The organism is Salmonella sp. 32010601201800023SM (assembly GCF_017572235.1).
Lineage (GTDB): Bacteria > Pseudomonadota > Gammaproteobacteria > Enterobacterales > Enterobacteriaceae > Salmonella > Salmonella enterica.
This window is the reverse complement of sequence record NZ_JAGEQS010000005.1, coordinates 184,177-196,869: the sequence shown is the minus strand read 5'-3', so window position 1 is coordinate 196,869 and position 12,693 is coordinate 184,177. Positions and strand designations below refer to the sequence as shown.

The 12,693-nt window shown below is 53.2% G+C and carries 8 protein-coding genes, 1 tRNA gene and 3 other RNA genes; 1 reads left to right on the top strand and 11 read right to left on the bottom strand.

Annotated features, from left to right (window positions below; translation table 11 throughout):
• Positions 1-147: 147 nt before the first annotated feature.
• The 3 genes from dppA to J4617_RS16230 all read right to left on the bottom strand — a co-directional run bounded on the left by dppA (position 148) and on the right by J4617_RS16230 (position 4,818).
• Complete coding sequence (gene dppA / locus J4617_RS16240; protein WP_000028047.1) at positions 148-1,755, bottom strand: dipeptide ABC transporter periplasmic-binding protein DppA; 1,608 nt, start codon at positions 1,753-1,755, stop codon at positions 148-150.
• A 555-nt stretch (positions 1,756-2,310) separates the two neighbouring features.
• Entirely contained in the window at positions 2,311-3,636 is a 1,326-nt protein-coding gene (locus tag J4617_RS16235) for a uracil-xanthine permease family protein (RefSeq protein WP_001136080.1), read from the bottom strand.
• A gap of 57 nt (positions 3,637-3,693) precedes the next feature.
• Positions 3,694-4,818 (bottom strand): aryl-sulfate sulfotransferase, encoded by a 1,125-nt coding sequence (locus tag J4617_RS16230; protein ID WP_017465313.1) that lies wholly within the window; start codon positions 4,816-4,818, stop codon positions 3,694-3,696.
• Positions 4,819-4,967: 149 nt separating this feature from the next.
• Between J4617_RS16230 and J4617_RS16225 the strand changes: the two genes are divergently transcribed.
• On the top strand, positions 4,968-5,975 hold the full coding sequence (locus tag J4617_RS16225; protein ID WP_000290707.1) for a substrate-binding domain-containing protein: 1,008 nt from the start codon (positions 4,968-4,970) through the stop codon (positions 5,973-5,975).
• On the opposite strand, the gene J4617_RS16220 is transcribed toward J4617_RS16225, so the two are convergent.
• The 8 genes from J4617_RS16220 to lpfC all read right to left on the bottom strand — a co-directional run bounded on the left by J4617_RS16220 (position 5,966) and on the right by lpfC (position 12,691).
• A non-coding RNA gene (locus J4617_RS16220) (RtT sRNA) lies at positions 5,966-6,084 on the bottom strand. The two genes, J4617_RS16225 and J4617_RS16220, sit on opposite strands and share 10 nt — an antisense overlap.
• A 35-nt stretch (positions 6,085-6,119) precedes the next feature.
• A non-coding RNA gene (locus J4617_RS16215) (RtT sRNA) lies at positions 6,120-6,253 on the bottom strand.
• 35 nt (positions 6,254-6,288) lie between these two features.
• Positions 6,289-6,422, bottom strand: a non-coding RNA gene (locus J4617_RS16210) — RtT sRNA.
• 34 nt (positions 6,423-6,456) lie between these two features.
• Positions 6,457-6,533, bottom strand: a tRNA-Pro gene (locus J4617_RS16205).
• Between the two features lie 90 nt (positions 6,534-6,623).
• On the bottom strand, positions 6,624-8,315 hold the full coding sequence (eptB, locus tag J4617_RS16200; RefSeq protein WP_017465311.1) for a kdo(2)-lipid A phosphoethanolamine 7''-transferase: 1,692 nt from the start codon (positions 8,313-8,315) through the stop codon (positions 6,624-6,626).
• A gap of 217 nt (positions 8,316-8,532) precedes the next feature.
• Complete coding sequence (gene lpfE, locus J4617_RS16195) at positions 8,533-9,060, bottom strand: long polar fimbrial protein LpfE (protein ID WP_000792957.1); 528 nt, start codon at positions 9,058-9,060, stop codon at positions 8,533-8,535.
• 5 nt (positions 9,061-9,065) lie between these two features.
• Positions 9,066-10,145: a long polar fimbrial protein LpfD gene (lpfD, locus tag J4617_RS16190; RefSeq protein WP_000914255.1), complete on the bottom strand. Its 1,080-nt coding sequence runs from the start codon at positions 10,143-10,145 to the stop codon at positions 9,066-9,068.
• Between the two features lie 17 nt (positions 10,146-10,162).
• Positions 10,163-12,691: an outer membrane usher protein LpfC gene (gene lpfC, locus J4617_RS16185; RefSeq protein ID WP_017465310.1), complete on the bottom strand. Its 2,529-nt coding sequence runs from the start codon at positions 12,689-12,691 to the stop codon at positions 10,163-10,165.
• Positions 12,692-12,693 lie beyond the last annotated feature (2 nt).

Genomic DNA, 12,693 nt, shown 5'->3' with positions numbered 1-12,693 from the left:
TCTCTCTCATGACGCACGGCCTGGAACCGTGAGTCTGTATTGCTCACAAATCTTATCCCACGCAAACTGCATCGCGGATAAAGCATTACGCCGGATGGCGCTGCGCTTATCCGGCCTACACAACACCGGGGCGCAGCGCTCTTTTAATTATTCGACAGAGACGTTTTCGAAGTGATGTTTGCCTAATGGATCAACCACATAGCCTTTAACTTCTTTACGCACTGGCTCATAAACCGTGGAGTGAGCGATGATCAGCGCTGGCGCCTGGTCATGCATCACAACCTGGGCCTGTTTATAGAGCTCAATACGCTTGTTGTGGTCATCGGTCGCACGCGCAGGCTGAATCAGGTCTTCAAACGGCTTGTAGCACCATTTTGAATAGTTGGAGCCTTGCTGGGCGGCATCGCAGCTGAACAGCGTGGCGAAGAAGTTATCCGGATCGCCATTATCGCCGGTCCAGCCCATCATCACCGTCTGGTGCTCGCCATCTTTAGCGCGCTTGAGGTATTCGCCCCATTCATAGGTGACAATTTTGGCCTGAACGCCAATCTTCGCCCAGTCCGCCTGGATCATTTCCGCCATACGACGCGCATTCGGGTTATAGGGACGCTGTACCGGCATCGCCCACAGATCGATGGTGAAGCCTTTTTCCAGACCGGCTTCTTTCAGCAGCGCCTTCGCTTTTTCCGGATCGTAGCCGTAGTCTTTAATATCGTCGTTGTAGCCCCACATTGTCGGCGGGATCAGGTTTTTCGCCGCAACGCCCGCGCCCTGATAAACGGCTTTGATGATGGCCTCTTTATTCACGGCATAGGTCAACGCCTGGCGAACTTTGACATCATCCAGCGGTTTTTTCTGTACGTTATAGGAGAGATAACCCACGTTCAGACCAGCCTGCTCCATCAGGTTGATGTTTTTATCTTCTTTCATGCGCGCAATATCCGCCGGGTTCGGATACGGCATCACCTGACATTCGTTCTTCTGCAGTTTGGCGTAACGCACAGAGGCGTCAGGCGTGATGGAGAAGACCAGACGGTCAATCTGCGGCTTCGTGCCCCAGTAGCCGTCAAAGGCTTTGTAGAGAATGCGGGAGTCTTTCTGATATTGCACCAGTTGGAACGGGCCAGTGCCGACCGGGTTCAGATCCACTTTTTCCGGCGTACCGGCTTTCAGCATGTTGTCAGCATATTCTTTGGAAAGAATAGAGGCGAAGTCCATGGCTAAATCGGCAAGGAACGGCGCTTCCGGACGCGTCAGCACAAACTGCACCGTGTGATCGTCGACCTTCTTCACTTCGCTAATCAGATCCGGCAGCCCCATGCCTTCAAAGTATTCATAGCTGCCGCCAGACACTTTATGGTACGGGTTCTGCTCGTTTTTCTGCCGGTCAAAAGAGAACACGACATCATCGGCGTTCAGCTCGCGCGTGGGTTTGAAATCCTTGCTGGATTGCCATTTCACCCCTTTACGTAGGTGGAACGTATAGGTTTTACCGTCTTCGCTGATATCCCACTTCTCAGCAAGACCCGGGATCACTTCCGTGGTGCCGGTTTTGAATTCAACCAGACGGTTATAGATAGGTACGGAGCTGGCATCATAGGTGGTGCCAGACGTAAAGAGCTGTGGGTTAAAGCCTTCCGGCGAGCCTTCTGAACAATAAACCAGGGTTTTGGCCTGCACGCTTGCTGCAACGGTCATGGCCACCAGGCTCAAACCAAGCTTCAGCATCCCTGACTTCTTCAAGGAAATACTCATTCTTCTGCTCCAATTGTGATGTATGTTGTTTTGCCCTTTGCAAAGGCTTTTACCGCCCGGCCTTTTTTGTTTTTTACCTGGTCAGGTCAGTAGTGAGAGGTGGGGATTCCGTTCGCATAATCGACTGAGTTGCAGTGCGGATTCTCCATAAAATGCCCCTCATTCCCTACAATCTGTCAATAGAATGTCAAAACGTCAATACAGGTAACCAGCTTTTACAACAACGGTGAGAATTAACAAACAAAGATTAAAAAAAGTTCAGAAGGGTATTTTCAGCAGGGAAATTTGTGCTATAGGCAGAAAGGCAGAGTTATTCACTTAATATTTTGCAACAGTTAGTGATTAACAATTAGACATTAATTGAAAAATTTCTTTCGATATGTTGATTATCTGAGCGATTAATACCACTAACGCTAAAACGCACAGGCGAAAATGCTGAGGTTATCCATAAGCCGTGTGCAAAAAAGAGTGATCCGGACATTGAAAAACACCATCGAATATGTCACAAAATTGTAAATAAGTAGGCCGTCGTGCGGCCTACCGCGATCACAAAAACTAACTTTTGACCCTGGCCTGCGTGCGCTTTTCGCTCCAGTTAAACAACGAGTTCACCAGAATCGCCGTCAACGTCCCCGCCGCCATGCCGTTACCAAACACCATCTGCACGCCTGAAGGGAAATTTTGATAAAGACCCGGCACCAGAATAGGCAGCATGCCCATCGCCAGCCCCATTGCCAGCGCGTAGGTTTTGCCCGGTGTGTGCAACGGTTCACGAGCGATCATATCAATGCCGATAACCCCGATAATGCTGAAGACAATCACCGCCGTACCGCACACCACCGAACCTGGCAGACAGGTCGCCAGACGTACCAGCGGCGCGAATATGGCAATCAGGATTAACAATCCTCCGGCAGCCGCAGTCACGAAACGCGATTTCACATTAGTGGTGCGTACCACCCCAATATTTTCGCCGGAGGTGATAATTAAGGAGGTGCCAAAAATCCCCCCCAGCAGCGACATTACCGCATCACCACGAATGGTGCGTGGAATCGCCTGCTGCACATTTTGCGTGGAATTGACTATTTCCGCGGTCGCAATCGTTTGCCCGGTTGCTTCAGCCATAGAGATGACCGCGTAAATCAGCAACGGCAGCGAGGCGGAGAGATCAAAAATCGGCCAGCCGAACGGCAAAAGCTGTGGAAAACTAAACAGCGGCCCGTGACTAACACCGCTAAAATCGGTGCTGCCCAGCGCCATTCCCAGCAACGTTCCCGCTAAAAGGCCGAACATCACCGCCAGCTGGCGCAAAATACCGCTAAACGCCAGCGCGAAAATCAGCGTTATCAGGATAGTTCCCAGCGATAAAATGATACTGGTTGGATGAGCGAAGTCGGCGCTCCCTGGCTGGCCAATGATCAACCCGCCGTACAGGCGAATAAGGTTAATCGACACCATTAGCAGCATGATGCCAATGATAAAGGGGGGAAAATGGTGCAGGCAGCGGCGGAAAATCGGCAACGCGATAAAGTAGAACAGCGAGGTTAGAATTACAGCGCCAATCGCGGTCTGGATATTGGTCTGTAAAGCGATCGCAACGAAAATCGCAATCGGCGCGCCCCCCGGTACCATAATAAACGGCAAACGCGCGCCCACCCCTTTCACACCCAGGCTTTGCAGAATAGCGCCCAGACCGCACATCAGAAAGGTCGCGCTAAGTACCGAGGCGGTCACCGTATCGGTAAAGTGGAGCGCTTTGGCGATCAGAAAGACGGAGGTAATGGGGGTGGCGGCAACGACCAGCACATGCTGAAGCGCCAAAAGTAAGGTGGTTTGCCAGGGTAATGCATCGTTATCCGGCGTAGTAAGGCCAGGTTGCGGCATGATTAACTCCCATAAAACATCAAAAAAATAACCGCCAGCGCGGGCTGGCGGTCTGTATTATTTCAACCAACTAATGGCATCAGCGGCATAGCGATGCGCACGGAAGGCGCTGTTCTGTTTTCCAGGAATAATGCCTTTACTGAGGTGCTCCGGATATTCATTAAAGAACGGAATGATATATTCCCATACCGTTTCGCCTTCCGGGGTGACTTCAAACAGGCGGCCAAACGCCGATTCACAGATAAAGGTGTTGCCGTTCGCCAGCCGCTGCGCGCTCCCCATATACGGCGAGAAAAACGCCGGCGGGAAGATATCGCGATACTGCCAGGTAATCGCTTTGGTCTGCGGATCGAACTCCAGCACCGTGGAATGCGGCGAGGTGACGCCGGGACGCAGGTTGCCGTTATCGAAAACCAGAATCGACCCGTTCTCCATCTCAACCGGCGTGTGCTGCTGCGCTACGACTTCCGGCCCTGCATGCCAGATAACCTTCCCGCTCTCTTTATCCACGGCAATGACGCCGGAAGTGGTACGCAGGCTCATCAGTACCAGGCCATCACGGGTGACGGACAGGCCGTTAATCATCGGCCAGTGGCGGCGGTCGAAAATATCATGAATCGGGAAATCTTCCGGATTCAAATGCTCCCAGGCGCGCCATTCCCAGACCACTTCACCGTCGCGATTGACCTCTTTGACGACGTCGCTCTGAATGATGCCGTCCGGCGCATCGCGGCGCGGGTCGCCGCCGGTAACACGGGCGGCGATATCGGCAGGCAACGGCGACGCGGCGGTATACAGCAGATTACCGTTCGCCAACCATTGCGCATCATGGTGATGGTAAATATCTTCGTAATGCCAGACGATTTCGTTATCCGGCGTCACTTCGTAGAAGTCGCCGCCGTGCCAGAGATCCCACGCCGGATAGAGGTTCGCTGAAGTGCGGTGGCTGCCGTTATACCCCAGATTACCGTTCGGCAGCAGCACCGCATCACGCCCGGCGCGAACCGGAAGCTGCCACTGATGCGCGACTTCGCCCTGCTCGTCCACCAGGTAAACCCGCCCTTCGGCGGTTTGCGGCGCAAAAAGCGTATAGCCGCCAAAGCTCTTCGCATTATCAGCGTAGATAAGGCCCGCCAGACGGCGTCCAAGGGTGAAAGTCGAGTCCTGAGTTAAGTGTGCCACATCGCCTCCTGAGGAATAAATTTGCGCCAAAATACCCCATTAAAACGTTTTAATGAAGAGTTTTTTACGATCCTCACTGAAAAAAAGCAAACGTTACCGTCTGGTAAATATGCTACCCTGTGCGCAAATTTTCGCAGGTCAGGAAGCAGATGGCTGTTCAAAATAAAAAACGCGCAAAGTTGATTGATGTTGCCCGCCATGCAGGCGTGTCGCCAGGGACGGTATCCAATGCCTTGCACAACACCCGCTTTGTCGAGCCGCAGACGCGACGGCGTATTGAAGAGGCCATTGTTGCGCTCAACTACACGCCGAATATTCGCGCCCGCCAGTTGCGAACCGGCAAAACCAATACCATTGCCTTGCTCTCTTCGGTGCCGCTGGCGATTGCCTCCGGCGCGTCACGACTGGGATTTATGATGGAGGTGGCGTTAACGTCCGCGATGATGGCGCTGGAAAAACAGCATGCGCTGATTCTGGTGCCGCCGGGGGCAAATCCACTGGATGCCGTCAGCTTTGACGCGGCGATCCTGATTGAGCCGGCGGAGAACGACCCGCAGCTCCAGGCGCTGGCGCAAGCGGGCATTCCCTGCGTCACCATTGGCCGCACGCCGGGGACCGACACGCCTGTGCCGTGGGTGGAGCTGCACTCGGCGGCAACAGCACAGCTTCTGCTAACGCATCTGGAGGCCTCCGGCGCCAGCAAATGTGCGTTATTTGTCGGTAACACACGGCGAACATCAGTTCTGGAGAGCGAAGCGGCTTACCAGCGCTGGTGCGCGGGACGCCAGGCCCCCGTCGTCTACTCTCTCAATGAAAGCGAGGGTGAAAATGCCGGCTACCAGGCCGCGCAGCAGCTATTACAGGCACATCCCGACGTTGACGGCGTGCTGGTGCTGATCGACACCTTTGCCAGCGGCGCGGTACGCGCTTTTCAGGAACAAGACATCGCCATACCTGAACAAATGCGGGTGGTTACTCGCTATGACGGTATCCGCGCGCGCGAATCGCTGCCGCCGCTGACGGCAGTGAATATGCATCTTGATGAGGTGGCGCGACAGGCAATCACACTATTATTTGATTTGCTGGCGGGCAAGAAGGTCAGTCACAGCGACGGGATCATGCCTGAACTGGTGGTGCGAGCGTCAACCTGCCGGTGACAGAGGATGACTTGCCACTGCGGGCCGTTGCTGACGCAACGTTCTCTCGCTTCGCTCGAGTCGAACCTCTTGCCCCCGGAGGTTCTCATCCTCGTCAGGCTTCAGATACAAAAAACCCCGCTCGTTGAGCAGGGTTTCTGAATTTGGTCGGTGATAGAGGATGACTCGCCACTGCGTGGCTCGCCCTGCGGGCCGTTGCTGGCGCAACGTTCTCTCGCTTCGCTCGAGTCGAACCTCTTGCCCCCGGAGGTTCTCATCCTCGTCAGACTTCAGATACAAAAAAAACCTGCTCATTGAGCAGGGTTTCTGAATTTGGTCGGTGATAGAGGATGACTCGCCACTGCGTGGCTCGCCCTGCGGGCCGTTGCTGACGCAACGTTCTCTCGCTTCGCTCGAGTCGAACCTCTTGCCCCCGGAGGTTCTCATCCTCGTCAGACTTCAGATACAAAAAACCCTGCTCGTTGAGCAGGGTTTCTGAATTTGGTCGGTGATAGAGGATTCGAACCTCCGACCCCTTCGTCCCGAACGAAGTGCGCTACCAGGCTGCGCCAATCACCGAATGCGGGCGCATCTTACTGCTCAGGCGCACGCCCGTCAATCCCTTAGTCGCAAAATACAATTCAATCGGCGAGAAAGTCGGCAGACAACCTACTTCGCGGCGACTTTCTGCGCATCGGGAATATGGCACCAGTTGTTGTTCTGGTTAATGCCGCCATTCGGCGATGTATACCCCAGGCAGCCCATTATCGTATCGTACAGCTCCACATGACGACGCGGCACTTTGATCTCCGCCTGCTGTTTCAGGTGAGCGAACATCTGCGCATGTTGCGGACTGGCAAGATATTTATCCGACATCCATACCAGCATCGGAACACGGAATTGCTCCGGCGGCGCCATATTGCGCGGCGTACCGTGCAAATGTTCGCGTTCGTTAATCGACTCGCCGTGGTCAGCCGCGTAGAACACAATCGCTTTTTTATCACGTAGCTGATCGAACACACTGGTAATAAAGTGATCCACATAGGTCACGGAGTTATCATAAGAGTTGATCATCTGCGCTTTCGTGCAGCCGCTATCGACCCCAATACATTCGGGCTTCCACTGAGCGTAGCTGCGCGGATAACGTTGCGTATAGTTAAAATGCGACCCCTTAGTATGCAGGATAATCAGGTGCTTACCCTCCGGGTTCTGGGCAAGCGAGTTCTGCATCTCATCAATCAACAGCATGTCATCAACCGTTTTACCGCGGTTACGCGGCTCGGCGCCGATCTGCTCGCGGTAGGAGATATTATCCGCCATGGTATTGCTATAGAACCACATCTCGCTCTGCATGGCGTACAGATCGGAACTGAATCCGAGCTGTTTGAGAACGGCAAACACATTCTGCTCTTTTAAGGTACGCTGCGGGTTATTATCCGCCCCGCCTTCCCGTACAAACATACAGCGTAAAGAAAGCTTCGTCGCGGTATCGCAGGAATAGCCGCGGAACGCCGCCAGATTTTTTTCCTGCGCCAGCTTCGGCGTGGTATTACGCTCGTAGCCGAAAATCCCCATGTGATCCCAACGGGTCGTCTCACCGATAATGAAAACGACGTAGGTGTCATCCCCATCCTTCGGCGCAACATAGGTAAATTTCCTGGCCGGGTTTATTAACGAATTATTGTCCGACGACTCATCTACCTGCGCCCAGGCATACAGCCCTAACGCAGATAACCAGTTTGAGGGCAGGTAGGAGTTCGCCACCACGCCGCCATAGCTGGGTAAGTCGATACCTGTCGCCCGTTCAACCTTTTTTTGTTGTACATCCAGCAGGCGGATAGGCGCCCACACCATTACGCCTGCGAGTATCACTACAGAGGCGCTGCGAAAACGCTGCCCCGGCGTACGTAGCTGGCGCAACAACGTGTAGCGACAGTGGTTACTCCAGATAAAGATGAGCGGAAGCACGCTCACGGCAATCAGCCACAATACAAAGTGCAGCCCCACCACCTCTTTCGAGAGATCGATATCGGTGGTCATAACAGACGCAATAATGCCGTAGCCAATCACCACGTTCAGGAAGGTCATGTAATAACTGGCGCCAGCGGAAAACAGCACCACCAGCGTGGCCAGCACACGCCAGACGCGTCGGCCAAACAGTGAAAGAAGACGAAGTAAGAAGAAAGTGACCAGCACCGTGGCGCCCAGTTCGACAACTGCGGAGAGGCCTTTCCAAATGGTAAATTCTTGTGCATAACTGCCGAAACGGCGGTAAAACACGGCGCAATTCATAAACAGACCGATATAGAGCGCAAGCAAGAAACTAAGTTTCTGTTGCGTCATCGATTTAATGTATCTCATGCAAACAAACCCTGGGAATCGGGATAAAAACGACCTGTACAACGATTCTGTAATCAAACAGGTAAATATGCGGCTAACGCAGATGTAAGAAAGTCTACAAGCACGGTTAAGTAGACCACAAGCAGAGGGGAAAGTGGCAACGGAGAGTGTGATCGGAGAAGATTTTTACAAAAAATCACTAAAAATGGAAAAGGGCCAGCGAACTGGCCCTCAGTGATTATTCGTATGTGACGCTAAAATTCACCGTCGCATTCGCTGTGCCAACGGTGGCATCCGGCTTAACAGGCACATAGCTGGCGATATAGTTCAGCTTGTTCGTACCATCAAACCAGACAGTGTGTTCGACAGGCGTAGAGTCGGTACTGGAGGGGTATTGTTGCTCCCCACCAGATGTTTTAATTTTTAACGCCACGCCCGTCGCGCCGCCGCTATCCAGGGCAAAAAGCGAGGGGTCAGTCGGGTCCGGAGAACCGTCCATCGTAACGCTGGCCTTTGTGGCATACGCGCAATCTTTTAAGCCGATGCTAAAGTTTTTCTGGTTCAGCTCTTTACCCACTTTTACCGGGCGCTGAAGCACCACGGTCTCCATATTGACGTCGATACTGTCGTTTTCCAGTTCACAGGTAGCCGCCTTAATAGTAATGGTAAAGTGGATATCACCAGCAGAACCGATATTCGACGGTGCCGCCATCGCGGAAGCGGTAAGCAGTAAACACGCTGGCATCAAAGCATGAAGGTTTTTCATCCTGCTTACTCCACATCAATACGCATGGTGGCAATTCCCTCGAAATCCCCGGCGGCCGGCAATTTGCCGGTGGTACTGATGGGGTAAGCCGAAATGGTCGTTGAGGCGGTACGGTGCGTGTCGTCAACAAGACCCGATACGCTCAGCTCCTGATTAACACTGGCGTCATTTGGCACCAAAATTTTACCGTTAGCGCCCTCAATGACGGCACCGATATCCGGGTTGCCCATGTCGATGGCATTCGAATCATTAGCGTTTGGCATTCCCTCAATACGCAGGAAGATCTTTACGCCATCGGAAATATTGGTGCATTTAAACTGCAGCTCTTTGGTGAATTTCGTGGCGTTCTTTGCAACTTGTCCTTTGCGATCTTTAAAATCAGTGGCCTTAAATTCCCCAAACGGAATTTCCAGCGTGCTGCCGCTGGAGAGTTCACAGCCCTGAGGTACCGTAATTGAACCACTGATATATACAGACGACGCAGGTATACTGCCATATACACTGGGTTTCTTTGTCACAAAAAGGTCCATTATTTTGGTGCTAGGTATAATACTTTCACCCACAAACGGATGGAGAATATAGAGCGATAAGTGACCTTTGCCACCGGATGTCCATATTGCATCTTTACTACTTGCATTTTGCGAACACTGAGAGCGGTTGTTTGTCAGGTTACCTACATTCTCAAACGGTGTGTTAACGTATTCTCCTCGTCCCCCCGAAATCAGTACATCGCTCGCAATGGCAATATTATTATTGATCTGGTAATAGGAGCGACTCTCTATATTCGTAACAAAGGCCAGAGGAACCACAGCCTTAAATAAGGTGTCATTTATAAGAGAGGTATCATCAGGGCATTCACAGGACATCGCATAGGTTCCACCTAAATTCCAGCTATCGAAATCTACGAAGGTCGCACCCGTTGTGTTCTTTGACGTATCTGAAACTGTTTTATTTATGGTGGCACTGAAGATATGTGTTCCACCTTCAGGAGTACATGGTCCAAAATCTGCCGCTGCCAGCGCCTGCCCCGAAAACAGCACCGACCCGCCCAACAGGCCCGTAAACATTATCAACTTTTTCAACATAATCGTTTCCTTCCCTGTTACCGGCAGACGGCATTCGCCATCACCACGCCGGTATTATCCTGTTGTTCCGGCAGCGTAAACGCCACGCGGCATTGCTGTGCCTGGTCTTTACCCCAGTTCACCTGAAGGGCACCTTTCTCCGGCATCCCGCTGATATAAAGCTGACCGTCTTCACCCACAATGCTGCTGGACTCTTTTGTGGTATCCAGCAGCGTGGCGGTAGCACCAAACGGCACCGCTTTGCCATTGGCCTGCGTCAGATTCATCAGCACGCGATAGCCCACTCGGGTATCGAAGCGGGCACGAACAATCGCGCCGCGTGTCGGCACTACGTTGACGGAGGCGGTATCCAGGTCAACCTGGTTGTTCAGGCTGTCGCTTCGCAGTGAGACTTCCGTTTCACGGTACGGAGTAAGGTAAGGCACGACCGCATTACCCATCCAGTCCACTTCCACACCACCGTTGTTGATCACGTGCGCGCCGCGCGCGCCCGGCGCGGAGATAATGGCCATGGATTCACCCAGCGGTTGAGAAAGAGTGATACCTTCGCTATGGGCTATCACACCGCCGCGCAAACCGTAGTTCACCTGCTGGCCGTCACGGTTGTAGTTGTAACCCAGGCTGGCGCTACCCACGCCGCCCTGGTAATCCAGGTTCACGCTGCCGCTGTTACCCACGCCGTTGCTGCCGTAGCCTTCCTGCACACTATAGTTCAGGTTGTGGTCTTCCAGCGCGGTGCCGCTCACCCCTAACTGCTGGTTGGTTCGGCCATGCTGATCGGTCGTGAGGTGGTAGTTACTCCACACGCGTCCCAGTGGAATCGACATGGAGAATGACAGTAAACGATCGCTCTCATCCCACTCCGGGCTTTTCGTCCAGGTGTAAGCAACGCTGTAGTTCACGCGGCCAATACGGCCGTTATAACCGGCATTCAGCGAACGCTGTTTACCTTCATCGTTCCAGTAGTCCTGCTGCGTGACGTTAAAATAGACCGAGCCCCAGGCGCCCAGTTGCTGCGTCACGTTGCCCTGAATCTGACTACGTTTGTGGTACTGGCTATAAGAGCTGTCCGCATCGCTGCGCACATCCGTCGCTTCCTGGAAGGTGTAATAGCCGCTGGTCGAATACTTGTAACCCAGCAGACGGAAATCTGTACCGCTGTTAAAGCTCTTGGAGTAGAGGAAACGATAAGACTGACCTTCCGAATTATCCTCATTTGCCAGCTTGCTTTTTGCCTGGGTTACATCGATGGAGATCGCGCCGATATAGCCGAAGTTTTTACCTAATCCTCCCGCCAGCGAGTAATAGTCGTCAGAGAAGATCGCACCACCGTAAACGGTAAAGCCATACGGCAGGCCGTACATGGCATCAAGCTGCCCGAATTTCGGCTCGGCGCTGTTATAGTTCCCGGCACGGTATTCCCCGGCGGAAAGGCTGTATTTGAGATGGCCTTCGCGCTGGAGGAGCGCCACCGAGGAGAACGGCTGAACGAACTTCTGCTCACTGCCGTCCGATTCTTTAATGGTGACCGTCAGGTCGCCGCTGTTTGAGGTTGGATACAGGTCGTTAATTTCAAACGCACCCGGCTGAACAAACGTACGGTAAATAACGTAGTTGTTCTGCTCAACGGTAACTTCGGCGTTACTTTTGGCAATACCCCGGATGACGGGCGCAAACCCGCGCTGGCTGTCAGGCAGCATCTCTTCGTCGGAAGTTAACTGCACACCGCGCATCTGAACGCTGTCAAAAATATCACCGGCAGTGGAGGTATCCCCCAACGTCAGCTGTGATTTCAACGGTACAATGGCACGGCTTAAGGATGTGCCAATGTTATCCCATGTGTTGTTACCGTCGTTTCGCGTCCAGGTGCTATAGTTACGTAACCGCCATGCCCCCAGGTTCATACCGCTGCGCAGATTCAGATAGTAGCTGTCGCTGTTGTAGCTGGTTTCACTGTCGTGTGCGTCATAGCTGGCGTTGCTGCCGGAAAAGTTATAATCCACCAGCAGGGCATTCACCCCTTCGTCCCACTGCGATTCTGGCACCGTACCGCGCGCTGTCTGCTTCATCGCAGCCTGCGGGAAGCTCATGATCAGGGTCTGGTCTGCAAAGTCGAAATGGCTGGCGGCCTGGGGAATAATGTCGTCAAAAGCAACACAGGCTTCAGGCGGGGCCATTTTCAGCGCCGGGAAGCTATCAATACGCACGCCCATATCTTCAAGCTGCACGCGGCTTAAGCACGGCACCAGGGATTCACCCATTTTTGCGCGCTGCGCCTCTGTCGCTGCCTTAAACTCCAGGGTGCGAGACTCCATTTTTTTTTCGTTGACCACCACCGAGACGCGGTATTTACCTGGCAGGTGTTCAGCTTTATTGGATTCATACATTGAAAGGTCAACGTGCTGATCAATACCCGGCACATCCTCCAGAAAGCGCGGGTTAAATGTTCCCGCATACGCGGGGAGCGTACCCGCTATCATCAGCGCAAGCGCAGACTGCGTGAAACGCAAGGTCTTATTGCCCAGAGGAAGATGCGTCCATGTCATAG

Bases quoted from the DNA above. Each gene is read 5' to 3' on its own strand.
- J4617_RS16235 (WP_001136080.1), bottom strand. From the start codon at position 3,636: ATGCCGCAACCTGGCCTTACTACGCCGGATAACGATGCATTACCCTGG.
- lpfE (WP_000792957.1), bottom strand. From the start codon at position 9,060: ATGAAAAACCTTCATGCTTTGATGCCAGCGTGTTTACTGCTTACCGCT.
- dppA (WP_000028047.1), bottom strand. From the start codon at position 1,755: ATGAGTATTTCCTTGAAGAAGTCAGGGATGCTGAAGCTTGGTTTGAGC.
- J4617_RS16225 (WP_000290707.1), top strand. From the start codon at position 4,968: ATGGCTGTTCAAAATAAAAAACGCGCAAAGTTGATTGATGTTGCCCGC.
- eptB (WP_017465311.1), bottom strand. From the start codon at position 8,315: ATGAGATACATTAAATCGATGACGCAACAGAAACTTAGTTTCTTGCTT.
- lpfD (WP_000914255.1), bottom strand. From the start codon at position 10,145: ATGTTGAAAAAGTTGATAATGTTTACGGGCCTGTTGGGCGGGTCGGTG.
- lpfC (WP_017465310.1), bottom strand. From the start codon at position 12,691: ATGACATGGACGCATCTTCCTCTGGGCAATAAGACCTTGCGTTTCACG.